General features: G+C 71.3%; 26 protein-coding genes, 1 pseudogene and 1 riboswitch. Of the genes and pseudogenes, 6 read left to right on the top strand and 21 right to left on the bottom strand.

Annotation, left to right across the window (positions count from 1 at the left end; genetic code table 11):
- From ADK57_RS20965 to ADK57_RS20925, 10 genes and pseudogenes are all read right to left on the bottom strand, one after another.
- Entirely contained in the window at nucleotides 1-972 is a 972-nt protein-coding gene (locus tag ADK57_RS20965) for a dimethylarginine dimethylaminohydrolase family protein (RefSeq protein ID WP_159050116.1), read from the bottom strand.
- Nucleotides 963-2,273: a sulfotransferase gene (locus ADK57_RS20960; protein ID WP_159050115.1), complete on the bottom strand. Its 1,311-nt coding sequence runs from the start codon at nucleotides 2,271-2,273 to the stop codon at nucleotides 963-965. The genes ADK57_RS20965 and ADK57_RS20960 overlap by 10 nt, the downstream gene beginning before the upstream one ends.
- Complete coding sequence (locus ADK57_RS20955; RefSeq protein ID WP_159050114.1) at nucleotides 2,273-4,048, bottom strand: alpha-galactosidase; 1,776 nt, start codon at nucleotides 4,046-4,048, stop codon at nucleotides 2,273-2,275. The genes ADK57_RS20960 and ADK57_RS20955 overlap by 1 nt, the downstream gene beginning before the upstream one ends.
- 735 nt (nucleotides 4,049-4,783) lie before the next feature.
- A pseudogene (locus ADK57_RS51320) lies at nucleotides 4,784-5,017 on the bottom strand (NADPH:quinone reductase); the annotation flags it as partial.
- 94 nt (nucleotides 5,018-5,111) lie between these two features.
- Nucleotides 5,112-5,738: a YigZ family protein gene (locus ADK57_RS20950; RefSeq protein WP_053751024.1), complete on the bottom strand. Its 627-nt coding sequence runs from the start codon at nucleotides 5,736-5,738 to the stop codon at nucleotides 5,112-5,114.
- A 49-nt stretch (nucleotides 5,739-5,787) separates the two neighbouring features.
- Nucleotides 5,788-6,330 (bottom strand): SixA phosphatase family protein, encoded by a 543-nt coding sequence (locus tag ADK57_RS20945; protein WP_053751023.1) that lies wholly within the window; start codon nucleotides 6,328-6,330, stop codon nucleotides 5,788-5,790.
- Nucleotides 6,327-7,049 carry a hypothetical protein gene (locus ADK57_RS20940; RefSeq protein WP_199830641.1) on the bottom strand — a complete coding sequence of 241 codons (723 nt, stop codon included), beginning with the start codon at nucleotides 7,047-7,049 and terminating at the stop codon, nucleotides 6,327-6,329. The genes ADK57_RS20945 and ADK57_RS20940 overlap by 4 nt, the downstream gene beginning before the upstream one ends.
- 55 nt (nucleotides 7,050-7,104) lie before the next feature.
- On the bottom strand, nucleotides 7,105-7,923 hold the full coding sequence (locus ADK57_RS20935; RefSeq protein WP_053751021.1) for an ABC transporter ATP-binding protein: 819 nt from the start codon (nucleotides 7,921-7,923) through the stop codon (nucleotides 7,105-7,107).
- Nucleotides 7,920-8,933 carry a FecCD family ABC transporter permease gene (locus tag ADK57_RS20930; RefSeq protein ID WP_053751020.1) on the bottom strand — a complete coding sequence of 338 codons (1,014 nt, stop codon included), beginning with the start codon at nucleotides 8,931-8,933 and terminating at the stop codon, nucleotides 7,920-7,922. Before ADK57_RS20930 ends, ADK57_RS20935 begins: the two co-directional genes overlap by 4 nt.
- Complete coding sequence (locus tag ADK57_RS20925; protein WP_053751256.1) at nucleotides 8,930-9,940, bottom strand: ABC transporter substrate-binding protein; 1,011 nt, start codon at nucleotides 9,938-9,940, stop codon at nucleotides 8,930-8,932. Before ADK57_RS20925 ends, ADK57_RS20930 begins: the two co-directional genes overlap by 4 nt.
- Before the next feature lie 74 nt (nucleotides 9,941-10,014).
- Nucleotides 10,015-10,204: riboswitch (cobalamin riboswitch) on the bottom strand.
- A gap of 75 nt (nucleotides 10,205-10,279) precedes the next feature.
- Between ADK57_RS20925 and ADK57_RS20920 the strand changes: the two genes are divergently transcribed.
- The 3 genes from ADK57_RS20920 (at nucleotide 10,280) to ADK57_RS20910 (ending at nucleotide 13,035) form a co-directional block, all read left to right on the top strand.
- Nucleotides 10,280-10,687: a CoA-binding protein gene (locus ADK57_RS20920; RefSeq protein WP_053751019.1), complete on the top strand. Its 408-nt coding sequence runs from the start codon at nucleotides 10,280-10,282 to the stop codon at nucleotides 10,685-10,687.
- 98 nt (nucleotides 10,688-10,785) lie between these two features.
- The gene (locus tag ADK57_RS20915) at nucleotides 10,786-11,697 is read left to right on the top strand and encodes a formylglycine-generating enzyme family protein (RefSeq protein ID WP_078973246.1); all 912 of its coding nucleotides are present in this window, start codon (nucleotides 10,786-10,788) and stop codon (nucleotides 11,695-11,697) included.
- Between the two features lie 117 nt (nucleotides 11,698-11,814).
- A complete protein-coding gene (locus ADK57_RS20910; protein WP_053751018.1) occupies nucleotides 11,815-13,035 on the top strand; it encodes a 4-hydroxybenzoate 3-monooxygenase in 1,221 nt (406 codons plus the stop codon).
- A 19-nt stretch (nucleotides 13,036-13,054) separates the two neighbouring features.
- Here the strand turns inward: ADK57_RS20910 and ADK57_RS20905 are convergent, their stop codons facing one another.
- A complete protein-coding gene (locus tag ADK57_RS20905) occupies nucleotides 13,055-13,414 on the bottom strand; it encodes an ArsR/SmtB family transcription factor (protein WP_053751017.1) in 360 nt (119 codons plus the stop codon).
- A 60-nt stretch (nucleotides 13,415-13,474) separates the two neighbouring features.
- Here ADK57_RS20905 and ADK57_RS20900 point away from each other — a divergent pair, with 60 nt between their 5' ends.
- Nucleotides 13,475-14,524, top strand: a complete 1,050-nt coding sequence (locus tag ADK57_RS20900) for a cation diffusion facilitator family transporter (RefSeq protein ID WP_053751254.1) — start codon at nucleotides 13,475-13,477, stop codon at nucleotides 14,522-14,524.
- A gap of 10 nt (nucleotides 14,525-14,534) precedes the next feature.
- On the opposite strand, the gene ADK57_RS20895 is transcribed toward ADK57_RS20900, so the two are convergent.
- A complete protein-coding gene (locus ADK57_RS20895) occupies nucleotides 14,535-15,092 on the bottom strand; it encodes a YbaK/EbsC family protein (protein WP_053751016.1) in 558 nt (185 codons plus the stop codon).
- Nucleotides 15,093-15,124: 32 nt separating this feature from the next.
- Nucleotides 15,125-15,697: a helix-turn-helix domain-containing protein gene (locus ADK57_RS20890; protein ID WP_053751015.1), complete on the bottom strand. Its 573-nt coding sequence runs from the start codon at nucleotides 15,695-15,697 to the stop codon at nucleotides 15,125-15,127.
- Between the two features lie 106 nt (nucleotides 15,698-15,803).
- On the opposite strand from ADK57_RS20890, the gene ADK57_RS20885 reads away from it, so the two are divergent.
- Nucleotides 15,804-16,664, top strand: coding sequence for a DMT family transporter (locus ADK57_RS20885; protein WP_053751014.1), 861 nt, complete (start codon nucleotides 15,804-15,806; stop codon nucleotides 16,662-16,664).
- Nucleotide 16,665: 1 nt separating this feature from the next.
- Here the strand turns inward: ADK57_RS20885 and ADK57_RS20880 are convergent, their stop codons facing one another.
- Entirely contained in the window at nucleotides 16,666-17,421 is a 756-nt protein-coding gene (locus ADK57_RS20880) for an acyltransferase (RefSeq protein ID WP_053751013.1), read from the bottom strand.
- 107 nt (nucleotides 17,422-17,528) lie between these two features.
- On the opposite strand from ADK57_RS20880, the gene ADK57_RS20875 reads away from it, so the two are divergent.
- A complete protein-coding gene (locus tag ADK57_RS20875; protein WP_053751012.1) occupies nucleotides 17,529-18,059 on the top strand; it encodes a gamma carbonic anhydrase family protein in 531 nt (176 codons plus the stop codon).
- A gap of 3 nt (nucleotides 18,060-18,062) precedes the next feature.
- Here ADK57_RS20875 and ADK57_RS20870 read toward each other — a convergent pair whose 3' ends face one another.
- The 7 genes from ADK57_RS20870 to ADK57_RS20840 all read right to left on the bottom strand — a co-directional run.
- Complete coding sequence (locus tag ADK57_RS20870) at nucleotides 18,063-18,719, bottom strand: DedA family protein (protein WP_053751011.1); 657 nt, start codon at nucleotides 18,717-18,719, stop codon at nucleotides 18,063-18,065.
- 118 nt (nucleotides 18,720-18,837) lie between these two features.
- Complete coding sequence (narI, locus tag ADK57_RS20865; protein WP_053751010.1) at nucleotides 18,838-19,608, bottom strand: respiratory nitrate reductase subunit gamma; 771 nt, start codon at nucleotides 19,606-19,608, stop codon at nucleotides 18,838-18,840.
- Nucleotides 19,605-20,267 carry a nitrate reductase molybdenum cofactor assembly chaperone gene (gene narJ, locus ADK57_RS20860; RefSeq protein WP_053751009.1) on the bottom strand — a complete coding sequence of 221 codons (663 nt, stop codon included), beginning with the start codon at nucleotides 20,265-20,267 and terminating at the stop codon, nucleotides 19,605-19,607. The genes narI and narJ overlap by 4 nt, the downstream gene beginning before the upstream one ends.
- Entirely contained in the window at nucleotides 20,264-21,964 is a 1,701-nt protein-coding gene (gene narH / locus ADK57_RS20855; protein WP_053751008.1) for a nitrate reductase subunit beta, read from the bottom strand. Before narH ends, narJ begins: the two co-directional genes overlap by 4 nt.
- Nucleotide 21,965: 1 nt before the next feature.
- Nucleotides 21,966-25,652: a nitrate reductase subunit alpha gene (locus ADK57_RS20850; protein WP_053751007.1), complete on the bottom strand. Its 3,687-nt coding sequence runs from the start codon at nucleotides 25,650-25,652 to the stop codon at nucleotides 21,966-21,968.
- Nucleotides 25,653-25,996: 344 nt separating this feature from the next.
- Nucleotides 25,997-26,473 carry a hemerythrin domain-containing protein gene (locus tag ADK57_RS20845; RefSeq protein WP_053751006.1) on the bottom strand — a complete coding sequence of 159 codons (477 nt, stop codon included), beginning with the start codon at nucleotides 26,471-26,473 and terminating at the stop codon, nucleotides 25,997-25,999.
- Between the two features lie 19 nt (nucleotides 26,474-26,492).
- Nucleotides 26,493-26,979, bottom strand: a 487-nt coding sequence (locus tag ADK57_RS20840; protein WP_159050113.1) for an MFS transporter, incomplete at its 5' end; no start/stop codon positions are given.

Raw genomic sequence — 26,979 nt, 5'->3', positions numbered from 1 at the left:
TCAGTTCTGGGCTGTGCGGGCGAGGATTCCTGTGGCGCAGGCGATCCCCCCTGCTCCTTTGGCGAGTTCGGGTATCGGCACGCGGGCCACGCACTCGATGCCGTGCCGGGCGAGCAGTGCCGCGGTGTCCCGGGATCCGGTCGGCATGAGGATCGAGCGGGGCGCCACGGTGACGAAGTTGAACGCCTGCCGGGTGCGGACCTCGTCGGACTCCGGGATGTCGACGACGGTGAACCCCAGATCACGCAGTCGGCGCACATCGGCGGGGTCCATGATCGAGGTACGGGCGGCGAGCAGGTCGGCGTCGAGCACCTGGAGGACGCCCAGCAGATGCTGGACTCCGTTCGGTACGGACAGCCGCAGCGCCCGTGCGCCCTGTTGTCGCGCCTCCTGTGCGACCTGGCGGGCGCCCGCGTAGTTGGTGCGTGTGCCGAGTCCGACCGCGACCAGGTCGGTGCGCAGCCACTGGGCGTCGGCGCCCTCGAAGAGGCCGTCGGCGCCGATGGTTCTGGCCACGGGAATGCCGAGCTGTGCGCAGAGCCGGAGAGTCTGCAGTTCTTCGCCGGCGCGGACGCTGCTGGCCATCCGGGGAATGACGGCGCCCGCCCTGGTCATCCACAGCAGATCACGCGCGAACATCGCGTTGGCGCCGCTGTAGGGATTCCCGCCGGGCGCCTGGGGAGCGGGCAGCTCGTGCACCGTGATGCCGAGGGCCCGGTACGTCTCGGCCAGTACGTCCATGTCCCGGCGCAGCGCGGAGTGGTCGAGCCGTTCCAGGTGCTGGAGCGCGTCCGGGTCCCCCGCGGTCAGCAGCGAGGCAGGCGGGCAGTGCAGGGCGACATCGGTGAGCCGGTCGTAGTCCCGCTCCACCCGCAGCGGTGCCCAGGTGCCGCCGTGCGCGATGTCGTCCTCGTGCCGTCCCAGGCGGGCCCGCCAGCCCGGCCCGTGGTAGGCGGCGGCGGTCACAGCCACTGGTCCTCCTCCCCCTTGCGGTAGCCGAGTTCGCTTGCGATGTCCCGGAGGGCGGGGTGCTCCACGGCCGGGAGCACGAGGTGGGCTCGCTGCCGCCAGCGCGCCGGGCGAGGCTGCGCGGTCGCCATGACGACGGGGAACTGGACTGGACGGGAAGGCTGTTGGATTCCGGCGAAGTCGAAGACGGACCGGAGGGTGGCCTCCCGCGTACCGGGGTGAAGAATCTGCTCGAAGGGCACGCGCAGAACCTCGTCGGCGATGCCGGACGCCAGCCCTTCCAGAGCTGAGCGGTGCGCTCCCGCCCACTGCTGGGCACACACCCATTCCAGCGGCTGGTCGACGAGCTTGTCCCAGCCCGGCGGAATGTCGAAGTTCCACCAGCGCGTTGCCGCCGCGCCGAGTTCCGAGTAGCCGTCGATGGCCAGGGTGTGCTGGTCGGAGACGTCGTACGAGAAGAATCCTCGGTCGCGCCAGCCGTCGTAGAGCCCGTTGATGCTTGCGGCGGGGTTGCGGGTGAGGTGGATCACCCGTAGCCGGGCGTGAGGGAAGAGGCGGCGCAGCAACGGCAGTCGGTAAGCGTCGACGGACGACTTGATCACGACGGGACGGCCCCGCAGACAGTCCCGATCGGCGGCGGTGCGGACGCGAGGAACGATGAACGGCGGTTCCTCGATGCAGAAGCCGTCGTGGGGCGTGCGCAGCTCGCCGGTGTTCCCCTCGCTCCGCAGAGCAGACGGCAGATCGTAGAAGGAGGGGTCGACGCGGGGGTGGGAGCCGCGAAGGTGGTGGAGCACCTGTGCGAACAGAGCGTCCGGGTCGTCGAGGCGTGCACAGCTGCGCACCGCCTGGTCAACGGCATCCTGGACAGTCGTGTACTGGATCTCCTCCAGGGGCCACTGCAGGGCCAGGCGGCGTGTCACTACGGCCGCGTACTGCATGCGGCCGGCGGCATCCACCGGCGGCCGGTTCGCCCCGGAACCGAGCAGAGACATGAAGTCTGACGAAAACTCGGCCCAGTTGAACACGGCGTCCGGCTCCAGTACGTCGGAGCCGTCCCTGCCGCGGTCGAGCCCGTTCAGCTTGTACAGAGCGGTGTGCTCGCCGACGATGGACAGTACGTCGGGCTGGTCCGACAAGATCTGGTGGAGGAGGCTGCTGCCGCCCCTGGACGAGGCCACGATCGCCACGACACGTGTGACGTGCGACAGGTCCACGTCCGCGGAGGCCGGCACGGTGGCCAGTGTGCGGCGGGCTGCGGCGATCGACCGGTCCCGCACGGAAACTTCAACGCCTGATGCCATCAGACCAGGACCTCGCTTCCGGAGGCGGCTTCGAAGGCGATGCCGCCGCCGGGCGGTACGTCGATGGTGAGTGGCCCTCCGGGATGGGGGCATTCAGCGGTGAGTGGTTGCCCGGTCGGCGAGAGGACGGTGTAGGAGAGCCCCTCGGCCTGCGCATCCACCGTCAGCCGGGACGCGTAGCCGCCGTTGAGCACGAAGGTCGGCCGTTGCACTCGGCACGAGGTGGTGGGCTGAAGGACGAAGACGACGTCGCGCTCGTCGGCCGTGGCTCGCAGGACGCTGTGCGAGGCGTTGTCGGTCCTACGGTGCTGCAGGAAGCCGCTCATGTTGTCGGCGTACAGCTGGTGGTGCCAGCGCAGCACCTCCTTGCCTTCCTCTGACAGGCGGGCGAAGTCGGAGCCGTAGGCGGGGATTCCGGCAGCCAGCATGGAGATGACCGCCACGGCGATGTCCTGCGTCGTGTCATGGGGACCGAACGTCTGGTAGTCGTTGATCGCGGCCGCGGTGTACGCCTGTACGTGCAGGGTTCGCAGGAAGTTCGTCCGGGGGTCGAATGGTGCGTCGCCGGCTCGCATGCAGGTGCCGTACGGGGTGAGGAACGCCGTGCCGTAGTTCTGCTTGAGCTCGACGATGTAGTCCGGCGCCACCTCACGGGTGCGCCGGTCGGCGTCCTCCAGCATCAGCTGCAGGCCCGTGAGCATGGAATCCAGGTCGTGCTCGTGGTGCGGGCTTTCGCACCGCAGGTCGGGTATCCAGTTGAACAGGTCGTACTTGGCGCCGTGGAATCCGTATTCCTGTACGAGCCGTACGCAGACGTCCGCCATCGCCCGGCGCGCCTCGGCGTTCATGAAGCACAGCGAGTAGAACTGGGTCTCGCCCAGCACTGGTTCACCGGAGGCCGGGGCGATGAGCAGGTGGCGGCGATCGGCGAAGCAGTCGGCGGCGGGGCCGACGGCATGGGGCGCGCACCAGATGAGGGCTCGCGCCCCCATCGCCTCCACACGGCGCACCAGTGCGTGCATGTCGGGGAACTTGTCCGGGTCGGGCTTCCAGTCGCCGATGTTCAGCGGCGTCTCGTATGCGGTGTCCAGGCCGGGGCCGAACCAGCCGTCGTCGATGATGAAGTTCCGGACGCCGACATCGAGTCCGATCTTGACGTTCTCCAGGACCATCTCCGTGCTGATGTCGTCGCTGGCCCAGTCGGTCCAGCTGCACCAGAAAGGCTCGAAGGACTCAGCAACGATGCGGTCCTCCAGCCCGAAGGCGGCTCGTGTCCGCTCGGAGAAGTCCCGCAGCACCTCCAACCACGGTGCACGCTCGCCGCCCTGCGGTCCGGAGACGAGATACACGTACTCGGTCAAAGATCCATCGGCCGCAGCAGTGGACCGGGACAGGGGGTACTCCTGCGTGCCCCGGCGAAAGCTCACCTCGACGCCGCCCGTATGCACGTTCAACGCCCGGTTGGACACGGGCTCCAGAAGGCGCATGTCCGTCTCGGTGAGGGAGCCGATGACACCCAGGGCCAGTTCCACGTTCCCGTCCCGCCCGGTGAACATGTAGAGCGGGACCTTGACGTCGTTGATCTTCGACTGGGCGAGCCGGCCGAACTTCCAGAAGCTGGTGACGTGCATCAGGTTCATGAACCATCGCCCGCTGTCCGGCGGGACGACCTCATCGAAGTTCCCCATCGGGGCACGCAGCAGGTACTCGACGGAGACGACGCGCTCACCGCTCGGCGGACGCACAGTGACCTGGAAGGGAGCCGTGCCACTCACGCTGACATCGATGTCCTCGTGGCGAGCGGCAGCCACCTCCCCGAGCACGAAGGGGCCGAACTCCCGTTCAGGCCCCGACTCAAGACGAACGATCAGGCGCATACAAGGAACCGCGTTCATCGATTGCCCTTCTGGCTGCAGACGGCCCACACCGGGGCGGGCCTGACGGCGTTACACTCCGTTCACAATCCGTGAGGCAACCATAATCAAACATAAGCTGTCAATGAATCAGTTCAAACTCGTTGGGTGAATCAACAGAGTTGAACTAAAGGCAACGCAATCCCGCCCGGTCGGCACATCGGGCGAGGCTGGACACCCCTGGTGGCCGCCATCCGTCACCGCCCTCGCCACCCAACCGCCGCCGCGCCACTAGGGAGGCGCTGCGCACCCAGCACCCGGGCGCCTACGTGCGCTACGAGTCGCTGAGCGCCGGCGACAGCCTCCAGTTCGACGCCCGCACCGTCGGCCGATCCCACGCGCGTCTGATCCTGGCGCCCGCCGATACCCCCACAGGCGCACACAGCACCCGACGCCACATCGCCCCAGGCAGGTTGCCAGGCCGGCAACCGCCGTCCGAGCCTTCCCCGCCGCCCGGGCCGTGGAGGAATCGTCTGCACCGCCTCGGATGCGGGGACCTGGCCTCCGAGGCCGGCTCTGTGTTCCACGGACCACGGCGGCGACCGGCGGCAAGGCCAGGAAGTGGTGGCGTGCGTTCTCATAGCAGGCGAGATCCCAGCCGACGGCGTCGACGACCCCGGACGCGTCACTGTGCGGAATCACCCGGGGGGAAGGGCATCGCCGAACCGAACCGAACCGGGCGCGTCGCTTCTTCGTGTTCCCGGGGATTCACCCCGGAGACACGGACGCGCACGCGCAACTCTCCGGACCCGGGCTGCGGGTCGGGGAGTTCACCCACGGGGGCAGCGCTTCGGCGGCCGGCCCCTGTCGGTCGTACCAGGACGCAAGCATGCGCAACTCCCGCTTCCCTCACGACGAACGTGCTCGTCGAGCCTGTGCGGGCCCGGGTGTCGGCGGCGCGTCCCGACCGACCTCCCTGCGCGCCTCACGCGTCCCCGTACGCCTCCCCGCCCAGCTCGAACCCGGCCGTCCCCGCGGTCGCGTCCGCGAGCCACGCCCGGAAGGTCTCGACGTCGGCGTCCGGCAGGCCGATGTCGATCGTCACCGCCTCGTCGTAGCGCACGTCGCGTACCTCGCGGCCCGTCGCGCGCAGGTCGTTCTGGACCTTGCCGGCGCGCTGGTGGTCGACCGTCACCGTGGCCAGCCGGAAGCGTCGGCGGGTGATCGTGCCGAGGGCGTCCAGGGCCTCGCCGACCGCTCCGCCGTACGCCCGGATGAGGCCGCCCGCGCCGAGCTTGACGCCGCCGTAGTAGCGGGTGACGACGGCGACGACGTACCGCATGTCGCGGCGCAGCAGCATCTGGAGCATGGGGACGCCCGCGGTGCCGCCGGGTTCGCCGTCGTCGCTCGCCTTCTGGATCGCGGCGTCCGCGCCGATGACGTACGCGAAGCAGTTGTGCGTGGCATCCGCGTACTGCTTCCGGATGCCGGCGACGAAGGCCTGGGCCTCCTGCTCAGTGGCCGCCGGGGCGAGGGCGCACAGGAAGCGGGAGCGGTTGGCCTCGGTCTCGTGGACGCCCGCGCGGGCGACTGTGCGGTACTCGTCCTGCATCAGGCCACCCTATGCGGAGCCCCTGCACTCGCCGCCGGCCCGCTCACCGTCACTTCTTCCTGCCGCGCGCGACGATCACGTCCGTCAGCAGGGCCGTGCCCGGGGTCAGGTCCTGCCAGGTGGTGCCGCGCCAGGCGAGTACGGCGATCGCCGAGGTGGGGAACTTCAGCCGGACCTCGTCCAGCGCGCCGTCGAGGCCGTCCCCGGCGAGGTCGAGGACCAGTTCCTCCAGCCCGGGGTTGTGCCCGACCAGCAGCAGCGTGTCGACCTCGGCGGGGACCTCGTGCACGACGGCCAGCAGGTCGGGTACGTCCGCCGCGTACACCCGCGCGTCGAGCCGCACCGGCGGCGGTGTGCCCCACTGCGCGGAGGCCAGCTCCCAGGTCTGCCGGGCGCGTACGGCGGTGGAGCACACGGCGAGGTCCGGCAGCAGGTCGGCCTCGGCGAGGGCCCGGCCCGCGGCCGGCGCGTCCCGGCGGCCGCGCGGGGCGAGGGGGCGTTCGTGGTCGGGGACACCGTCCGGCCAGGCGGACTTGGCGTGCCGCAGGACGACCAGGTGCCGCAGCGGGCCCGCTCCCGCCCGCGCGATCATGCCACCGATCCCACGTCACGGGTGAGTTCGAGACCGAGCAGCCGGTCGGCATAGGCGTACGTCTCGAAGCGGGCGCCTTCCGGCAGGTCGGAGGTCTCCACCCACCCGAGGACCCGGAGCACCCCGCGGACGTCCAGGTCGTCCTCCCATGCGGTACGGAGTTCTCCGCGCGCCTCCTCGGGGATCGCCCGCGACGGCCTGCGCGCCCAGTCGGCGACGGCCCGGCGCCACCGTGCGAGGGTCTCGCGGGCCGCCTGCAGCGCCTCCGCGTCGAGCCGCACGGGCTCGCTCCGGTGCGTCGAGAGCAGCGCCAGGCGTACGACGGCGGGCTCGGCACCCTCCAAGATCGCGGCGGCCTCCTGGTCCACGGGGGCGACGGCCATGCGGACGCCGTCGGGGGCGGGCCCGCTGTCGGCCACCACATGGATGACCTGGGCTTCCCCCAGTCCCGCCGAGACGTCCCGGCTGTCCTCGAAGGGTCTGATGCCGAGGGTCGTGGCGGCCGCCCGCAGTTCCGCCTGCTGCCGCTCCCCGGTCAGCAGCGCCCAGACGGGCGTGCCGCCGAGTTCCAGGGCCCGGACCAGGACGTCGGCGACCAGCAGCACGCGCAGGTCGGTGGTGTCGTAGCCCACCGCATGGGCCTGGACACGGGTCAGACCCCGGCGGGCGGGAGCGGCCTCGACGGGCTCGCCGGTTCGGGCGTCGATGATGCGCAGCACGGGGTGAGCGTAGGCGTGCGGAGAGGACCGCGCCACCGTCGGCCCGAACACGCGTTCAGGCCAGCGTGCCGAGAAACCGCACATGGGGCCGTTTCCCCGGCCCCTCCCTGGTCACGGCGGCCCGTACGCCGTACACCTCGGCAATCAGCCGCTCGGTCAGGACGTCACCCGGTGCGCCGCCCGCCACGACCCGGCCCGTGTGCAGGACGACCACCCGGTCGCAGTACATCGCCGCGAGGTTGAGGTCGTGCAGGGCGACGACGGTGGTGACCGGGAGGGCGGTGACCAGGGCGAGGAGGTCGAGCTGGTGGTGGATGTCGAGGTGGTTGGTGGGTTCGTCCAGGAGGAGCTCGCGGGGTTCCTGGGCGAGCGCGCGGGCGATCTGGACCCGCTGGCGTTCACCGCCCGACAGGGTGTGCCAGGGCTGGTCGGCGCGGTCGGTGAGCCCGGCGCGTTCCAGCGCTGCCCGCACCGCCCGCTCGTCGTGCGCGGAGGCGGGCGTCCAGGCGCGCCGGTGCGGGACACGTCCGAGCCGTACGACGTCCAGGACCGTCAACTCGACCTGGGTGTCCGCCTGTTGCTCGACCACGGCGAGGCGCCGGGCGACCTCGCGGCGCGGCAGCCCGGGCAGCGGAGTGCCGTCGAGCGTGATGACGCCGGCGCTCGGGCCGAGCAGGCCGGCCAGCAACCGCAGCAGCGTGGACTTGCCGGAGCCGTTGGGGCCGAGGAGGCCGACGGTGGAGCCCTGCTCGGGGGCGAGGGTGACGCCGTCGAGGATGAGACGGCCGTCGGCACGGCGGCTCACGCGGTCGGCGCGCAGGCCTGTGGCAGCGGAGGCGGGCGCGTCGGACCCCGTACGCAGGGCTTCACTCACCGCACCCTCCGCGTCCGGTACAGCACCGCCACGAAGGCCGGCACGCCGATCAGGGACGTCACGACGCCCACCGGCACCTCCTGCGGGTCGAGGACCGTGCGGGCCAGCGTGTCGACCCACACCAGGAAGACCGCCCCGGCCAGGGCGGTGACCGGCAGCAGCCGGGCGTGGCCCGGGCCGACCAGGGCACGGGCGGCGTGCGGCAGCACCAGGCCGACGAAGCCGACGGCTCCGGCGGAGCTGACCAGCGCGGACGTGAGCAGGGCCGTGACGCACAGCAGCACCAGACGGGTGCGGGCCACCGACACCCCGAGGGCGGCGGCCGCGTCCTGCCCGAAGGCGAAGGCGTCGAGGGTGCGGGCGTACGACAGGCAGACCACCAGTGCCACGGCCAGTGCGGCGAAGCACACCCGGACGTCGGCCCAGCCCGCCCCGCCGAGCGAGCCGAGGAGCCAGAACAGTACGCCGCGGGTGGTCTCGGCGTCGGCCGCGGTCATCACGACGAACGAGGTCAGCGCGGAGAAGAGCTGCATGGCGGCGACGCCCGCGAGGACGACCCGGTCGGTGCCCCCGCCGAGGGTGTGGCTGAGGAACAGCACCAGCGCGAACGACACCAGGGCGCCCAGGAACGCGCCCGCCGGTACGGACACCGCACCCCCGCCGACGCCCAGCACGACCACCAGTACGGCCCCGGTCGAGGCGCCCGAGGACACCCCTAGGACGAACGGGTCGGCGAGCGGGTTGCGCAGCAGCGACTGCATCACCGCGCCGCACACGGCGAGTCCGGCGCCGCACACGGCCGCCAGGAGCGTGCGGGGCAGCCGGAGCTGCCACACGATGCCGTCCCGGATGGGCGTCAACTCCGAGGTACCTAGGCCGAGATGGGCCGCGACGACGGACCACACGTCGGCGACCTCGAGGTCGGCCGGGCCGATGGTGATGGCGACGGCGAGGGAGCAGCACAGCAGGACCGCCCCGGCCGCACCGAGCAGGACCGCCCGGACGGTCACTTCACGAGCCCGAACTCGCGCAGCCCCGCCGCGACCTGCTCCACGCCCTCGATCGTGCGGATCGTCGGGTTCATGGCCTGCCCGCTGAGCAGGACGTACCGTTTGTGCCGGACGGCGGTCATGTTCCTGGTGACCGGGTCGGACTCCAGGAAGGCGATCTTCTTCTCGGCCGACTCGGCGGTCTGCGACTTGCGGGTCAGATCGCCGATGACGAGGACGTCGGGGTCGCGGTCGGCGACCGTCTCCCAGTTGATCTGCGGCCATTCGTCGTGCGTGTCGTCGAAGACGTTCTTCGCGCCGAGAGCCCGGGTGATGACGCCGGGGGCGCCGCAACAGCCTGCCATGTAGGGCGACTCGGAGTTGGCGAACCAGTACAGGAGGGTCACATCGGAGGCGTCCATGCCCGAAGTGGCCTTCTCCATCCGCGCCTTGAGCCGTCCGACGAGCTGCTCTCCCCTTTCCTTCACCCCGAACACGGCCGCCAGGTCGCGGACTTCGCCGTAGACGGTGTCGGCGGTCAGGGGCTCGGCCCGGGCGCCGTCCCCGTCGCCGGAGTTGTCCTTGCCCGCACAGTCGGAGGGTGAGACGTACGTGGGCACACCGAGTTTCTCGAACTGGTCGCGGGTGGCGACACCGCCCTTGCCCAGCGTGGAGACGAAGGAGGCGGCGACGAAATCCGGTTCGGCCTCCAGGACCCGTTCGAAGGAGGGGTTGTTGTCGGCGATCCGCTCCACCTTCGCGTTCGCCTTCTCCAGCCCCTTCATCACGGGGTCGGTCCAGGTCGCCGTACCCGCCATACGGTCGGCGAGCCCGAGGGAGAGCATGATCTCCGTGGTGCCCTGGTTGAGGGAGACGGCCCGCTCGGGCGGGGCCTCGATGCGTACCGTACGGCCGCAGTTGTCGAGGCTGACGGCAGCCGTCGCAGCGGACGTGCCGGCGTCGCCGCAGCCTGCGAGGAGCAGGGATCCGGCGGCGAGCAGCACGGAGGGACGGGCAAGACGTGCCATGTGCACGGGAGTTGGTCCTCGGTCGTCGAGGGCTCGAACGCGGAGCCCGGTCGTACGGTGCTCCCCCGCCGTACGTCACCGCGAGGGCTGCCAGCAGGTCTTCGGACTCGGGATCATCCGGTCGGGGCGCCTTCCCGGACGACACTCGAGTCGTCCAGTGGCCGAGGCCCCGCCCGTCACCCTCACCGCTGCGCGTCAGCTCCGGATTCGCACCGGATTCCCTGACCCACGTCCATGGGTTCGACTGGCCTCGGCAAGCTATCACGGCGGGGAATCCCCGGTTGCGGGCCACTGTTGTGCGAGATGTCAGTGCTTTCGCGAACCCCGAGGAGACCCACGGTGTACGGCGACGAGGAAACGGTCCGCAAGATCCTCACCGGGCTCGGCGACACCTGGGCCGTGGTCGGCCTGTCGTCGAACCGGCGGCGCGCCGCGTACGGCGTGGCCGACGTGCTCCAGCGCTACGGCAAACGGGTCGTGCCGGTGCACCCCAAGGCGGAGACCGTGCACGGTGAAAAGGGATACCCCTCCCTGGAAGCGATCCCCTTCGAGGTCGACGTCGTCGACGTGTTCGTCAACAGCGATCTCGCCGGGGCGGTCGCCGACGAGGCGGTGGCGAAGGGCGCGCGGGCGGTCTGGTTCCAGCTCGGGGTCATCGACGAGGCGGCGTACGACCGCGCCCGGGCCGCGGGACTGGAGATGGTGATGGACCGCTGCCCGGCGATCGAGATCCCCCGCCTGGGCTGACGGTGCGCTCGTCGGCCTGTGCCGGTCCTCGGCACACAGCATCGTGACGTAGACAGGAGGGGCCCGTTCCAGCCGCACCCGCACCCGAGGACCAGCCCATGCACGACTCCCCGTCGCCGGCCCCCTGCTGCATGCCGTCGTCAGGCAGCCCGGCGGAGCCCGTGCGGCTCGCTCCAGCGGCACCCAGCGGGTCGGGGGGTTCCTCGGAGGGCATGGTGCTGCTGCCCGGCGGCGAGTTCCTGATGGGGACCGAGGACGCCGAGGGGTTCCCGGGCGACGGCGAGGGGCCGGTGCGGGCGGTGCGGATCGACGCCTTCCGTATCGACGCGTACGCGGTCACCAACGACCGTTTCGCCGAGTTCGTCTCCGACACCGGCCACGTCACCGACGCCGAACGTCTCGGCTGGTCGTACGTCTTCGCGGGTTTCCTGCCCGGTGCCCTGCGGCGCGGTGCCCCACGGCCCGAGCACGCCCCCTGGTGGTGCGGGGTCGAGGGTGCCGCCTGGAACCGGCCGGAGGGCCCCGGCAGCACGGTGGCGGGCCGGGGCGACCATCCGGTGGTGCACGTGTCCTGGCACGACGCGGCGGCCTACGCGGCCTGGGCGGGCAAGCGGCTGCCCACGGAGGCCGAGTGGGAGTACGCCGCCCGGGGCGGCCTGGAACAGAAGCGCTACCCCTGGGGCGACGAACTCGACCCCGGCGGCGTCCCCCGCTGCAACATCTGGCGCGGCACCTTCCCCACCAAGAACACCGCCGCCGACGGCTACCGCGGCACCGCACCCGTCGATGCCTTCGAACCCAACGGCTTCGGGCTGTACAACATGTCCGGCAACGTCTGGGAGTGGTGCGCCGACCGGTGGAGCGCCGAGCCCACCTCTCGCGTCATCCGCGGCGGCTCGCACATGTGCCACGCGTCCTACTGCAACCGCTACCGCGTGGCCGCCCGGAGTGCCAACACACCGGACAGCTCCAGTGGTCACGCGGGTTTCCGCTGCGTCCGGAGTTCTTGAGACCTCTCCGGGAACGACTTTCTCCTGGTCATGGACGATCCGCGGAAGGGACCTCCGCGCGCCGGGGCGCCGCGCCGCCCACTCCCCGCCGCGCCCGGGCCTCGACATAATGTTCGGGTGACATCCACCGCCCTCCGCCCCGACTCCCTTGCCCCGCAGCACTTTCCGGTCGTCGTCGTGGGCGCCGGGCCCGCCGGGCTCACCGTCGGCAACATCCTGCGGGCCGCCGGCGTCGACTGCCTGGTCCTGGAGACGGAGACGCGCGAGTTCATCGAGCAGCGGCCCCGGGCGGGCGTCATCGAGGAGTGGGCGGTGCGCGGCCTCCAGCAGCGCGGTCTGGCGGACACGCTGCTGGAGCGGGCGCAGTTGCACTCCGAGTGCGAGTTCCGGTTCGGGGGTGAGCGCTTCCGGTTCTCGTACGTGGAGCTGACGGGGACTCACCACTTCATCTATCCGCAGCCGTTGCTGGTGACGGACCTGGTGCGCGAGTACGCCGACGTGCGGGGCGGTCAGGCGCGGTTCGGCGTCCAGGACGTCCGACTGCACGACCTCGACACGGACCGTCCCTCGGTGTCGTACCTCTCCGCGGAGAGCGGCGAGCGGGAGGTCGTCGAGTGCGACTTCGTCGCCGGCTGCGACGGTGGGCGCGGGGTGACCCGCACGGCGCTGCCGGGGCAGGCGCACATCTCCCGGCACGACTACGGCATCGGCTGGCTGGCGCTGCTCGCCGAGGCGCCTCCGTCCAACGACTGCGTCGTGTTCGGCATCCATCCGGACGGCTTCGCCGGCCACATGGCCCGCAGCCCCGAGGTGACCCGCTACTACCTGGAGTGCCCGCCGGGCGACGACCCCGAGAACTGGTCGCACGAACGCGTCTGGTCACAGCTGCAGGAGCAGCTCGCGGCCACGGGCCTCGGCCCGCTCACCGAGGGGCGGCTGATCGAGAAGCGCGTCCTGGACATGCACAGCTACGTGGTCGAACCCATGGTGTTCGGCCGGCTCTTCCTCGCCGGGGACGCCGCCCACCTGACCGCCCCCATCGCCGCGAAGGGCATGAACCTCGCCCTGCACGACGCCTTCCTCCTCGGCGACGCCCTCGTCGGCTACCTGACGAAGGGCGAGGAGAGCGGCCTGGACGGCTACTCGGAGGCGTGTCTGCGGCGCGTGTGGGACTACCAGGAGTTCTCCCAGTGGCTCTCCGAGGTGTACCACGGCACCTCGTCCGGCGACGCGTACCGAGCGGGCACCACCTTCGCCCGGCTCCGCCGCCTGTTCACCTCACCCGCCGCCGCGGCGGCCTTCGCCGAGCAGTACCTCGGGACGGCCACCGCCTACTGACCCGGCTCGGCCGCGCCCGTCAGTCGTGCAGCGGCCGGTCGCTGAGCCGGTGGTCCGCCACGTTCAGCGCCTCGTCCACCACCCGGCGCAGATGGCCGTCGCGCAGGGAGTAGATCACCCGACGGCCCTCCTTGCGCGTGTTCACCAGCCCGGCCAGCCGCAGCCGCGCCAGATGCTGACTGACGGCGGGCCGCGCCGCCCCGCACGCCTCCGTGAGCGTCGTGACATCGGCCTCCCCCGCGGTCAGCGCGTGCAGCAGGGTGAGCCGGGTGCGGTCACCGAGGAGGGCGAGCAGTTCGGCGGCGAGCGCGAACTGTTCCTCGCCCGGGGTGCGCGGGTGCGCATCGTTCGCAGGTGACAGGTGCATGCGTGCGCTCATACGCACATAATGGCGTCGTGGGCGTCGCTCGTCCACTCCTCACACCGGAAGGGGATCCACCTGAACGACCGGCACCACCATGAACACGGGCACGACCACGGAGCCCATCACCACCACTCCCCCTCCGGCACACGGCACCGCCTCACCCACCTCCTCACCCCCCACTCCCACGAGACGGCCGACAAACTCGACTCCGCCCTGGAGTCCTCGGCCCGCGGCATGCGCGCCCTGTGGATCTCACTGGCGGTGCTGGGGGCGACGGCTCTGGCGCAGGCCTTCGTGGTGGCCGTCTCCGGGTCGGTCGCGCTGCTCGGCGACACGGTGCACAACACCGCGGACGCGCTGACCGCCGTACCGCTGGGGATCGCGTTCGTGCTGGGCCGGCGCGCGGCGACGCGACGCTTCACGTACGGCTACGGCCGTGCCGAGGATCTCGCGGGCATCGTGATCGTGCTGACGATCGCCGCGTCCGCGGCCTTCGCGGGATGGGCGGCGATGGACCGGCTGCTCGATCCGCGCCCTGTCCACCACGTACCGGCGGTCGCGGTGGCCGCGCTGGTCGGATTCGCGGGGAACGAGTGGGTGGCCCGTTACCGGATCCGGGTCGGCCGTGACATCGGCTCGGCCGCGCTGGTCGCCGACGGACTGCACGCCCGTACGGACGGATTCACGTCGCTGGCCGTGCTGCTGGGCGCGGGCGGCTCGGCCCTCGGCTGGCAACCGGCCGACCCGATCGTGGGGCTGGCCATCACCGTCGCCATCACGCTGGTGCTGCGGGACGCGGCACGCGAGGTGTTCCGGCGGGTGATGGACGCCGTCGACCCGGCCCTCGTGGACCGGGCCGAGCAGGCGCTGCGGGAGGTCGAAGGGGTGCGCGAGGTGGGCGAGTTGCGGCTGCGCTGGATCGGGCACCGGCTGCGCGCCGAGGTGGCGGTCGTGGTGGACGGCGAGGCGACGGTACGCCAGGCACACGGCATCGCCGTGGACGCCGAACACGCCCTGCTGCACGCCGTTCCGCGCCTCACCGCGGCCCTGGTACACGCCGACCCGGCGCCGGTGCCGGGCGAGGCGGATCCGCACCACGCCCTCGCCCACCACACCGTGGCCTGACCTCGGACGCTCAGGCCACCCCCAACCCCTCCAGCACCACCGCACCGGGCAGCTCCGCGAACGCCTTCCCGGGCACCAGCAGCTTCCCGCGCCGCCGTCCGCTGCCCACCAACACGTACGGCAGGTCGACGACGGCCGAGTCCACCAGCACCGGCCAGGAGCCGGGCAGTCCGATCGGGGTGATGCCGCCGTACTCCATGCCGGTCTCCCCCGTCGCCAGGTCCATCGAGGCGAACGAGGCCTTGCGGGCGCCGAGTTGGCGGCGGACGACGCCGTTGACGTCGACCCGGGTGGTGGAGAGCACAACGCACGCGGCCAGGGTGCTCTCGCCGCCGCGCTTGCCCGCCACGACCACGCAGTTCGCCGACTGCTCCAGCAGCTCTCGCCCGTAGTGCTCCACGAAGACGGCGGTGTCGGCCCACTGCGGGTCGGTGTCGACGTAGACGATCTGCTCGGCGGGGACGCTGCCCTTCCAGTGGCGTACGGCGTCCGCCACCGGGCGGGTCAGCTCGTCGAGGCAGTCGGGGGCGGGGGTGGCGCGGTCGAAGTGACCCATGGGTGCGTCCATGACCGCACGCTAACAAAGCCGCCCGGGCCGTCTCAGTGCACGGGCGGGACGGAGACGGCCATCAGCATCCGCATCGGAACGTCACCCTGATTGCCGTACGTGTGCGGGGTGTTGGCCTCGAAAGAGGCCGTCGCGCCCGCCGGGACGCGGTACTCCACTCCGTCCACGGTGAGCGCCAGCTCGCCCTCGGTGACGTGGACCAGCTCGGCGGTGCCGGTGGGGTGCGGGTCGGAGGAGCTGTTCTCGCCCGGCATCAGCTGCCACTCCCACAGCTCCAGCGGGCCGGGGGCCTCGGTTCCGGCAAGGAGGAGGTTGTAGCTGCCGGCATCGGTGTGCCACAGCCGTACGGCCTGGTCGGCAGGGACGACCCGGACCTTCGGCCCCTGTTCGTAGTCGAGCAGGGTGGTGATGCTGATCCCCAGCGCGTCGCCGATCTTGACGACCGTGCCGAGGCTGGGGTTGGTGCGGGACTGCTCGATCTGGATGAGCATGCCGCGGCTGACTCCGGCCCGGGCGGCGAGCACGTCGAGGGTGAAGCCGCGCACCGCGCGCCAGTGCTTGACGTTGCGCGCCAGGGACTGGGTCAGCAGGTCGAGGTCCGACACATTCCGTCCAACATCTAGTCCAATATTATGGATGACAGAGTTCAGTTCACTGAACTACGTTGTGGGTGCACCCAATCGTTCACCGAACTGTACTGCGAGGCCCCCCGTGACAGCATTCTTCGCCCTGGCCACCAGCCTGTTGTGGGGGCTGGCCGACTTCGGCGGCGGACTGCTGACCCGACGCACCCCGGCGCTGACGGTGGTGGTCGTCTCGCAGACGATCGCGGCGGCCGTGCTCGGCGTGGTCGTCGTGGCCACCGGCGGCTGGACCGAGGCCGGTCCGCGTCTCTGGTTCGCGGTCGCCGCCGGTGTGGTGGGGCCTGTCGCCCTGCTCTGCTTCTACAAGGCGCTCGCGCTCGGCCCGATGGGCGTCGTCTCGCCGCTTGCCACCCTGAGCGTGGCCGTCCCCGTCGGCGTGGGCCTCCTGCTCCTCGGCGAACGCCCGGGAATCATGCAGGTCGCGGGCATCGCGGTCGCCGTGGCCGGTGTCGTCCTCGCGGGCGGACCGCAACTGCGGGGCGCACCCGTGCAGCGTCGGACCATCCTCCTCACCCTCGTCGCCGCCCTCGGCTTCGGCACGGTGTTCGCGCTGATCGCTCAGGCGTCGACGACTGTCACCGGCCTGTTCCTCGCACTGTTCGTGCAGCGGGTGACCAACGTGGCCGTGGGCGGCGCCGCCCTGTACGTCTCCGTGCGGCGGGGCGGCCAGGCCCTGCCGACGGGCGGGTTCCCCTGGGCCTCCCTGCCGGCACTCGCCTTCGTCGGCCTCGCGGACGTCGCGGCGAACGGCACGTACTCGGTCGCCGCCCAGCACGGCCCGGTCACCGTGGCCGCGGTCCTCGCCTCGCTGTACCCGGTGGTGACCGCCGTGGCCGCGCGCGGTTTCCTCAGCGAACGGCTGCGGGCGGTCCAGGCGGCGGGAGCGGGCCTGGCCCTGGTGGGCACGCTGCTCCTTGCGACGGGCTGAGTCAGTCCAGCCCGGCGAGCTTCGCCGCCGTCTCCTCGTCCAGGTCCGCCAGCCTGCGCAGCTGCTCCGGAGTGACCCCGTCGGGGATCGGTACCGGCGCCGGGGTCCGCAGCGGCGGCTGCCAGCCGTCGTCGGGAGTCCAGCGCCGTACGACCCGGGCGGGCGCCCCCGCCACGACGGCATGGTCGGGCACCGCGCCGCGGACCACGGCCCCGGCGGCGACGACCACGTTCCGCCCGATCCGCGCGCCGGGCAGGATCACCGCCCCGGTGCCGATCCAGCACCCCGGCCCGATCTCCACCGGCTCCATGCGGGGCCACTGCTTGCCGATGGGCTCGTGCGGGTCGTCGTACGAGTGGTTCGTGGACGTCACGTACACGTACGGCCCGAAGTAGCAGTCGCTGCCGATGGTGACCGTCGTGTCGGCGATGACGTGGCTGCCGCGGCCGAGGACGACTCCGTCCCCTATGCGCAGGATCGGGTCCGGGCCGAGGTCCAGGTCGGGCATCAGACCGGCGGTCAGCGTGACCTGTTCGCCGACGATGCAGTGCGCCCCGAGGTGGATCCAGGGTTCGCCGAAGACCGTGCCGAGCGGGAAGGCCAGCCGGGTACCCGTGCCGAGCGCGCCGAAGCGGAACCGTCCCGGGTGGGCGGCGGTGACGGAGCCGGTGCGCTGCACCCAGGCCCAGCCCGCGTGCACGGCCCGCTGCGCGAGGCCGCGCGGCCATGATGAGAACGTGTTCTTGCGCTTGGGCACCCGCTCACCGTACTCAGCGTGACGGGACCCCATGAGAGCGAGGGGCTGTGATCTTCGCCCCACCAGGTGGCGTACGGTGCCGCTGTACCGACGAGGAGGAGAGGGCGATGACGCACAAGGCGTTGATCACGGGCATCGGCGGCAGGGAACCGAAGGTGAACGAGGAGGCGTTCGTGGCGCCCACGGCCTCGGTGATCGGGGACGTGACCCTGGAGGCCGGGGCGAGTGTCTGGTACGGCGCGGTGCTGCGCGGCGACGTCGAGCGGATCTCCGTGGGCGCGCAGAGCAACATCCAGGACAACTGCACGCTGCACGCCGATCCCGGCTTCCCGGTCACGATCGGCGAGCGGGTGTCCGTGGGTCACAACGCCGTGGTGCACGGGGCGACGGTCGGGGACGACTGTCTGGTCGGCATGGGCGCGACGGTGCTCAACGGCGCGGTGATCGGGGCGGGCTCGTTGGTGGCCGCGCAGGCGCTGGTGCCGCAGGGGATGCAGGTGCCCCCCGGCTCACTCGTCGCGGGCGTCCCGGCGAAGGTCAAGCGGGAGTTGACTCAAGAGGAGCGTCAGGGGGTCACGCTGAACGGCACGCTGTACGCGGACCTGGCGAAGGCCCACAGTGAAGTGCATGAGGACTGAGGGTCAGTCGGCGGCCGGGACGGGTTCCGGCTCGGGTTCGGCCGCCTGCTTCTGAGCCGTCGCGTTCTTCGCCTTGCGCTTGAGCACCAGCATCGACGTGAGACCCACCAGCACCGCCGCCACCAGCCCCAGCCACGAGAAGCGCTTCAGCCAGGACTCGGCGACGATCCCGACGTAGTAGATGACGGCCGTCGTGCCGCCCGCCCACACGATCCCGCCGAGCACGTTGGCGATCAGGAACTTCCAGTACGGCATCCGCAGCACACCCGCGAGCGGGCCGGCGAAGATCCGCAGCAGGGCGACGAAGCGGCCGAAGAACACGGCCCACATGCCCCACTTCTCGAAGGACCGCTCGGCCGTGGCGATGTGCCCCTCGCTGAAGTGCTTGGGGAACTTCTTGCCGAGCCAGGCCAGCAGCGGCCGCCCGCCCTTGCGGCCGATGGCGTAGCCGATGGAGTCGCCGACGATCGCGCCGACGCTGGCGCACGCGCCGAGGATCACGGGGTCGATGCCCGCGTGCTGCGAGGACATCAGGGCGGCCGACACCAGGATGATCTCGCCGGGCAGCGGGATGCCCAGGCTCTCCAGACCGATGACGATTCCCACGAGGGCGTAGACGGCGACCGCGGGCACCGTGTCGAGCCATTCCTGGACGTGCAACGCCGGTTCCTCCGATTCGCGTCCCTGCATTCCCGGCGTGCGCCTGTGAACAGGCGCACGCCGGGAAGCCTACCGGGTCACCGCCGCCCCCTGCCTCGCCCTGGCAGCAGCCGGACGCTCATGACCCCGTGCGTTCCCAGCCCCGGCGCGGAGCCCGGGCGCCGAGTCGGGTGTCGCGGCTGCGGTAGACGATGTAGGGGCGGGTCAAGTAGCCCAGCGGTGCGGTGAGCATGTGGACGAGCCGGGTGAAGGGCCAGGCCGCGAACAGCAGCAGGGCGCTGATCGCGTGGAGCTGGAACAGCACCGGGGCTTCGGTCATCAGGGCGGGGTCGGGCTGAAGATAGAAGATGGAGCGGAACCAGGGGGAGATGGTCTCGCGGTAGTCGTATCCGCCGCCGACGATGTTCGCGGCCACGGTGGCGGACAGGCCGAGCACGATGGTCACCGTCAGGGAGACGTACATCGCCTTGTCGTTGCGGGTGGTGGCGGAGAACACCGGGCCGATGGTGCGGCGCCGGTAGATCAGGATGGCCAGCCCGCCGATCGTGGCGACGCCGGCGATGGTGCCGAGCACGACTGCGCCGACGTGATAGGTGTCCTCGCTGATCCCGACCGCCTCGGTCCAGCTCTTGGGGATGACCAGGCCACCGATGTGGCCGATCAGGACGACGAGGATGCCGAAGTGGAACAGCGGGCTGCCGATGCGCAGCAGCCGGCTTTCGTACAGCTGGGAGGAGCGGGTGGTCCAGCCGAACTTGTCGTAACGGTAGCGCCAGATGTGGCCGAGGACGAACACCGCGAGGACGACGTAGGGCAGGGCGACCCACAGCAGGGTGCCGCCGGTGCCGGTCTCGGCCGCCAGGGTGACGGGCCGCGCGGGTGCGGTCATCGAGGGCCTCCTACGACGGGGTCGGGCAGGAACACGGGGGACGCGTAGGGGTCCAGGCCGACCTGTTCCTCGGGCGGGCCCTGGGCGGCGAGGCGCATGACGGCTTCGCGGTCGTCGCCGGCCAGTGCGGGCAGGGTGGCGGAGACGGAGTCCAGGACGTGCGCCCAGGGCGAGCCGTCGTCGTTCAGGGCCAGGCGCAGGAGTTCCAGGCCGGCGCGGTGCTCGGTGAGCAGGCGCGCCCCTGCGGCGGGGTCGGCGGCGGCGAATTCGAGGACGACGGCGAGGTGGTCGGGCAGTTCGTCGTCGGCGAGACGCCATCCGGCCGCGGCGTAGGTCTGTTTCAGACTCAGCAGGGCGATACCCCGCTTTCGAGTGTCGCCGTGGCCGTAGTAGGTCAGGTAGGGGCAGCAGCGCTTGCGGTGGTCGAAGGTGGCCACGTAGGCGGCGGCCAGGTCGGCGGGGGCGGTCTGCTCGGCGTGTGCGGTGAAGCGGAGCAGGGGCCGGGCGACCGGGCCGGGAAGTGCGTCGGCGGCCCGGGCGGCCAGGGCACGGCGGGACGGGAGCTGATCGTCGGGGTAGGCGAGCAGCAGGGACTGGGCCTGCCAGGCGAAGGGCCGCCAAAGCTCGGCGCGGGCGGTGCGCGTGGTCTTCCTTTTCATGGCTTCGGTTCGACCTCCCCGCCCTTGTCGCCACCGGCGCCGCTGCCGGACGGTCTGTCCGGGAACAGGCCGGGCGGGGAGCTTTTGCCGTCCCAGTTGAGGAGGTTCACGCGGGTGGCCTTGTCGCTGGGCGTGGCAGGGGTGTCGGAGGTCTGACGGTCACGCAGGGCGTGGAAGTTCTCCACCGCGATGGGGGCGGCGCCGCCGGAGGTCTCGCCGAAGGGGCCGGAGCCGCCCATGCCGGGGCCGCCCTCGTAGTCGAGGCTGCACTCGGTGGCCAACTCCTCGAGTTTGTGCGCCTGTTCGGCGTGGGCGGGCGGGATGACGTACCGCTCGTCGTACTTGGCCAGGGCCAGCAGCCGGTACATGTCGTAGACCTGCTCGCCGGTCATCCCGACCGCCTCGGGGATGGCGTCGTCGGGTTCGCGGCCGAGGTTGATGTCGCGCATGTACGAGCGCATCGCGGCCAGGCGGCGCAGTACCGCGTCGACGGGTGCCGGGTCGCCGGCGGTGAAGAGCTGGGCGAGGTAGTCGACGGGGATGCGCAGGGCGTCGACGGCGGCGAAGAGGTTGCCGTGGTCCTCGGCGTCGTGACCGCTGTCGCGCACGGCGTCGACCACCGGGGACAGCGGCGGGATGTACCAGACCATGGGCATCGTCCGGTACTCCGGGTGCAGCGGCAGGGCCACCTTGTAGGTGTTGATCAGGGCGTGGATCGGCGAACGCCGGGCGGCCTCGATCCAGTCCCGCGGGATGCCCGCCTTCTCCGCTTCGGCGATCACCTGCGGGGCGTGGGGGTCGAGGAAGACCTGCCGCTGGGCCTCGTACAGGCCGGTGTCGTCGGGAGTGGAGGCGGCTTCCAGGACCTTGTCGGCGTCGTAGAGGATCAGGCCGATGTAGCGCAGCCGGCCGACGCAGGTCTCGGAGCAGACGGTGGGCAGGCCGACCTCGACGCGCGGAAAGCAGAAGGTGCACTTCTCGGCCTTGCCGGTGCGGTGGTTGAAGTAGACCTTCTTGTACGGGCATCCGGTCACACACATCCGCCAGCCGCGGCAGCGGTCCTGGTCGACCAGGACGATGCCGTCCTCCTCCCGCTTGTAGATGGCGCCGGAGGGGCAGGAGGCGGCACAGGACGGGTTGAGGCAGTGCTCGCAGATGCGCGGCAGGTAGAACATGAAGGTCTGCTCGAACTCGAACTTGATCTTCTCGGAGACCTGGTTGAGCAGGACGTCCTTGTCGCCGTGGTCGGGCGAGCCGCCGAGGTCGTCGTCCCAGTTCGCCGACCAGGAGATCTTCATGTCCTTGCCCGTGATCAGGGACTTGGGCCGGGCGACCGGGGTGTGTTCCTGGAGCGGGGCGTTGGTCAGGGTCTCGTAGTCGTACGTCCAGGGTTCGTAGTAGTCGTCGAGCGCCGGGAGCCTGGGGTTGGAGAAGATCTGGATCAGCTTCTTGAACCGGCCGCCGGCCTTCAGCGCGAGTCGGCCGCGCTTGTTCAGTTCCCAGCCGCCCTGCCAGGTGTCCTGGTCCTCGTAGCGGCGCGGATACCCCTGGCCGGGGCGGGTTTCGACGTTGTTGAACCAGACGTACTCGACTCCGGTGCGGTTGGTCCACGCCTGTTTGCAGGTGACCGAGCAGGTGTGGCAGCCGATGCACTTGTCGAGGTTCATCACCATCGCCATCTGGGCCATGACACGCATGTCAGTACTCCACGTCCTGCGAGGAACGACGGCGGACGACCGTGACTTCGTCGCGCTGGTTGCCGGTGGGGCCGAGGTAGTTGAAGGCGTACGACAGCTGGGCGTAGCCGCCGATGAGGTGGCTGGGTTTGATCAGCAGGCGGGTCAGGGAGTTGTGGATGCCGCCGCGCCGACCGGTGGTCTCGGTGCGGGGCACGTCGATGAGCCGGTCCTGGGCGTGGTGCATGTAGACGGTGCCCTCGGGCATGCGGTGCGAGACGACCGCGCGGGCGGCGACCACGCCGTTGCGGTTGACGGCCTCGATCCAGTCGTTGTCGTGCACGTCGATCTTCGCCGCGTCCTGGGTGCTCATCCAGATCGTCGGGCCGCCCCGGGAGAGGGAGAGCATGAACAGGTTGTCCTGGTACTCGGAGTGGATGGACCACTTGTTGTGCGGGGTCAGGTAGCGGACCGTCACGCCGAGTTCGCCACTCTCGCCGATGCGGGGCTCGTCGAACAGGGCGTGCATGTTCAACGGTGGCCGGTAGATGGGGAGTTGCTCGCCGAGTGCGGTGATCCAGTCGTGGTCGAGGTAGAAGTGCTGGCGGCCGGTGAGGGTGTGCCAGGGCTTGAGGCGCTCGACGTTGACGGTGAACGGGGAGTAGCGGCGGCCGCCGGTCTCCGAGCCGGACCACTCGGGTGAGGTGATGACCGGCACGGGGGCGGCCTGGGTGTCGGCGAAGGTGATCTGCTTGCCCTCGTGCTCGGCGGCCAGGTCTGCCAGTTGCGTGCCGGTGCGGGCCTCCAGGGTGTGGAATCCCTGGGTGGCGAGGTGCCCGTTGGTGGTGCCGGACAGGGCGAGGATCGCCTCGCAGGCGTGTACGTCGCGTGCGATCGAGGGCCGTCCGTCGGCCGCTCCGCCGCGCACCGTGCCGTTCTTGTGCCGCAGGTACTCCAGCTCGCGGTCGACCTTGAAGGTGATGCCCTTGGTGGTGGCACCGAGGGTGTCGAGCAGCGGGCCGAGCGCGGCCATCTTCTCCGCCACCGCCCCGAAGTCGCGCTCGACGGTGACGAGTTTCGGCATGGTGCGGCCGGGCACCGGGTCGCACTCGCCCGCCTTCCAGTCCTGCACCTTCCCTCGCGGGTTGGCCATCTCGTCCGGCGTGTCGTGCAGCAGCGGCGCGGCGACCACGTCCTTGCGGACACCGAGATGCGCGGCGGCCTGGCGGCTGAACTCCTTGGCGAGGGTGTGAAAGGCGTCCCAGTCGGTGCGGGTCTGCCAGGGCGGGGAGATCGCCGGGTTGAAGGCGTGCACGAAGGGGTGCATGTCGGTGCTGGACAGGTCGTGCTTCTCGTACCAGGTCGCGGCCGGCAGCACGACGTCGGAGAAGACGGTCGTGCTGGTCATGCGGAAGTCCAGGGTCAGCAGCAGGTCGAGCTTGCCGGCCGGTGCCTCGTCCCGCCACACCACGTCCTTGGGCCGTGCCTCCGGCGGCGCCTCGGTGGCGCGGACGGAGGAGTCGGTACCGAGCAGGTGCTTGAGGAAGTACTCGTTGCCCTTGGCCGAGGAGCCGAGCAGATTGGCCCGCCACACGGTCAGCACCCGCGGGAAGTTCTCCGGTGCGTCCGGGTCCTCCCCGGCGAACCGCAGCCGCCCGGCCTTGAGTTCGTCCACGACATGGTCGGCGACGGGGCGGCCCGCGGCGTCGGCCTCGTCGGCCAGGTTCAGCGGGTTGCGGTCGAAGGTCGGGTACGAGGGCATCCAGCCCATCCGCGCCGACTGGGCGATCACATCGGCGGTGGTCTTCCCGGCGAACGGGCTTCCCTGCCCCGGCGCGGCGAGGGTGTCGGCCGAGAACGGGTCATAGCGGAACTGGTCGCTGTGCAGGTACCAGTAGGCGGTCTGGATCATCAGCCGGGCCGGCCGGTTCCAGTCGGCGGCGGTCGCGATCGCCGAGTAGCCGGTGATGGGCCGGACCTTCTCCTGGCCGACGTAGTGCGCCCAGCCCCCGCCGTTGACGCCCTGGCAGCCGGTGAGCGTGGTCAGGGTCAGGAAGGCCCGGTAGATGGTGTCGGAGTGGAACCAGTGGTTGGTGCCCGCCCCCATGATGATCATCGAACGGCCGCCGGACTCCTCGGCGTTGGCGGCGAACTCCCGCGCGATGCGAGCCGCCCGACCGGCGTCCACTCCGGTGATCGCGGCCTGCCAGGCGGGGGTGCAGGGCTGGTCCGCGTCGTCGTACGAGGTGGGCCACCGGCCGGGCAGGCCGTCGCGGGCCACCCCGTACTGGGCCAGCAGCAGGTCGTACACGGTGGTCACCAGCCGCCCGGCCACCCGGCGCACCGGCACTCCGCGCCGCAGCCGGCCCGCGCTGCCGTCCGGTGCGTCGAAGCGAGGCAGCTCGACCGCGACCGGGGCCTCGGCGCCTCCCTCGGCGGTCAGCAGCGGGTCCGTGTCGCCGAGGTCCAGGTTCCACTTTCCGGCCCCGGATTCGCCGAAGCGGTCGCCGAGTGTTCCGTTGGGCACCACCGGCTGCCCGGTCGTCGCGTCCAGCAGGACGGTCCTGAACTCGGCGTGCTCGGTCGCGGCGGGCTCGCCGCCGAGGTCGGCGGCGGTCAGGAACTTGCCCGGCGTGTACGTGTCCGGCTCGCCGCCCTCGCTCTCGTCGAGGGTGACCAGGAAGGGCAGATCGGTGTACCGCTTCACGTACGACCTGAAGTACTCCGTCTCCCGGTCGACGAAGAACTCCTTGAGGATCACATGCCCCATGGCCATCGCCAGTGCGCCGTCGGTGCCCGGCTGGGCGGGCAGCCACTCGTCGGCGAACTTCACGTTGTCCGCGTAGTCCGGGGAGACCGCGACGACCTTCTGGCCGCGGTAGCGGGCCTCGGCCATCCAGTGCGCATCCGGGGTGCGGGTCACCGGCAGGTTGGAGCCCCACATGATCAGATAGCCGGCGTCCCACCAGTCCCCCGACTCCGGCACGTCGGTCTGGTCGCCGAACACCTGCGGCGAAGCCACCGGCAGGTCGGCGTACCAGTCGTAGAACGACAGCATCGCCCCGCCGAGCAGCGAGTAGAAACGGGCTCCGGCCGCGTGCGAGACCATCGACATCGCCGGGATCGGCGAGAACCCGGCCAGCCGGTCGGGGCCGTACTCCTTGATCGTGTGCACGTGCGCGGCGGCCACCATCTCCACCGCCTCGTCCCAACTCGCCCGCACCAGGCCGCCCTTGCCGCGCGCCCGCTTGTAGCGGCGGGCGCGCTCCGGGTCGGAGACGATGTCCGCCCAGGCCGCCACCGGATCCCCGAGCCGCGCCTTGGCCTCGCGGTACATCTGCAGCAGCACGCCACGCACATACGGGTAGCGCACCCGGGTCGGCGAGTAGGTGTACCAGGAGAACGCCGCCCCGCGCGGGCAGCCGCGCGGCTCGTACTCGGGACGGTCCGGACCCACCGAGGGGTAGTCGGTCTGCTGCGCCTCCCAGGTGATGATGCCGTCCTTGACGTACACCTTCCACGAGCAGGAGCCGGTGCAGTTCACGCCGTGGGTGGAGCGCACCACCTTGTCGTGCGACCAGCGGTCCCGGTAGAAGTCGTCCGCCTGCCGGCCGCCGGCCTTGTGCAGGGTGCGGAGGTCGTCGGAGACCTCCGCCTTGGTGAAGAAGCGGCGGCTGCGCACCAGCGCCTCCGCCAGATCACCGTCCATACCCGCCTGTGCCCGCTCCGGGCTGGTCTCCGTGCTCACCGCGGCACTCCGCTCCCGGGCACGCAAGCCCGTGCGTGTCGTGATCGGTCCGGCCGGACCCGACTCTACGGCCGCGGTCCCCCGGAGGGTCAACAGCCACACCAGGAACAGTGCGGGTCCCTCCCGTTGGACGCAGCCTGGCGCGGGAGCGGTCGCCCGGGCCCCGCGAAACCGCGGCTGCGCCTGGACTGCCCCGTACCCGCGCTCGGGACGAGCGGGGGTACGGGGCATGGACGTGGGGTGATGCCGGGCCGGGCGGGGCGGCAAGCGCGCCGCGACGATCCGCACCTACACGGATGCCACCCTCAGACGCCGGGCCGGGACAGAGTGCCGCCCGCCTTCAGGCGCTCGGCCTCCACTGCTTCCCACTGCTCGGTGCTCAGGTTCGCGAGCGCGGCCGGGAAGACTCCGTCCTGCTCCTTGAGGATGTGGTCGCGCAGCATCGCCATGGCCTCCATCAGCCGCTCCGGCCAGCCCGGATCCGCGGGCGTGACGCCGTCGGCGGCCTCGGTGAGCACCGCCTCGATCCGGCGGTGCTCGGCCTCCAGGGCGGCGATCTGCTCGGGGAACTCCCCGGCCAGGGCGGGGAACAGGCCGTGCTCCTCGACCCGGGTGTGCGGGCCGAGCACGGTCGCGATCTCCCGGGCGACCTCCGCCATCCGGGCCACGTCACCGTCCTGGTGGGCGGGGCGGAGGTGGCTGATCAGGCGGACGACCTCCTCATGCTCCTGGGTCAGTTCGTCGATGGTCTCCAGGGCCTGGCAACCGCAGTACTCGCACATCACAGGGCTCCGAATCCGGTCAGTGGGAGTGGGCGGCGGGCGTGCGGCGGGTGAGCGCGTGCCGTACGCCGGTGCCGGTGAAGGCCAGGGCGGCGCCGGCCACCAGGGCCAACAGCACCAGGCCGATCGCGTACGAGCCGTACGCGCCGTACAGCGAGCCCATCACGAGCGGCGGGAGGAAGCCGCCCAGGCCGCCGGCGGCGCCGACGATGCCGGTGACCGAGCCGACCTTGTTCGCCGGGGCCATCAGGGCCACCAGGGCGAACACCGCACCGCTGCCCGCGCCCAGCGCGGCAGCCATCGACAGGAAGGCGATCGTGCCCACCGGTGCCAGCGACGGGGTCGCCGACTGGACGAACGCCGCGGTCAGCACCACGGCGAGCGTGCCGGCCAGGACTCGCACCGGACCGATGCGGTCCGACAGCCAGCCGCCCATCGGGCGCATCGCCACGGCGAGCAGCACGAAGCCGGCCATCCGGTTGGCCGCGTCGGCCTGGGTGAGGCCG

Source organism: Streptomyces sp. MMG1533 (assembly GCF_001279775.1).
Taxonomy (GTDB): Bacteria; Actinomycetota; Actinomycetes; order Streptomycetales; family Streptomycetaceae; genus Streptomyces.
Note: the sequence above shows the minus strand (reverse complement) of the source record. Positions and strands in the feature narration are given on the sequence as shown.

Coding starts and splice junctions, on each gene's coding strand:
- ADK57_RS20960 (WP_159050115.1), bottom strand. CDS start 2,273: ATGGCATCAGGCGTTGAAGTTTCCGTGCGGGACCGGTCGATCGCCGCA.
- ADK57_RS20950 (WP_053751024.1), bottom strand. CDS start 5,738: ATGCAGGACGAGTACCGCACAGTCGCCCGCGCGGGCGTCCACGAGACC.
- ADK57_RS20945 (WP_053751023.1), bottom strand. CDS start 6,330: ATGATCGCGCGGGCGGGAGCGGGCCCGCTGCGGCACCTGGTCGTCCTG.
- ADK57_RS20925 (WP_053751256.1), bottom strand. CDS start 9,940: ATGGCACGTCTTGCCCGTCCCTCCGTGCTGCTCGCCGCCGGATCCCTG.
- ADK57_RS20915 (WP_078973246.1), top strand. CDS start 10,786: ATGCACGACTCCCCGTCGCCGGCCCCCTGCTGCATGCCGTCGTCAGGC.
- ADK57_RS20905 (WP_053751017.1), bottom strand. CDS start 13,414: ATGAGCGCACGCATGCACCTGTCACCTGCGAACGATGCGCACCCGCGC.
- ADK57_RS20895 (WP_053751016.1), bottom strand. CDS start 15,092: ATGGACGCACCCATGGGTCACTTCGACCGCGCCACCCCCGCCCCCGAC.
- ADK57_RS20875 (WP_053751012.1), top strand. CDS start 17,529: ATGACGCACAAGGCGTTGATCACGGGCATCGGCGGCAGGGAACCGAAG.
- narI (WP_053751010.1), bottom strand. CDS start 19,608: ATGACCGCACCCGCGCGGCCCGTCACCCTGGCGGCCGAGACCGGCACC.
- narJ (WP_053751009.1), bottom strand. CDS start 20,267: ATGAAAAGGAAGACCACGCGCACCGCCCGCGCCGAGCTTTGGCGGCCC.
- narH (WP_053751008.1), bottom strand. CDS start 21,964: ATGCGTGTCATGGCCCAGATGGCGATGGTGATGAACCTCGACAAGTGC.
- ADK57_RS20850 (WP_053751007.1), bottom strand. CDS start 25,652: ATGGACGGTGATCTGGCGGAGGCGCTGGTGCGCAGCCGCCGCTTCTTC.
- ADK57_RS20845 (WP_053751006.1), bottom strand. CDS start 26,473: ATGTGCGAGTACTGCGGTTGCCAGGCCCTGGAGACCATCGACGAACTG.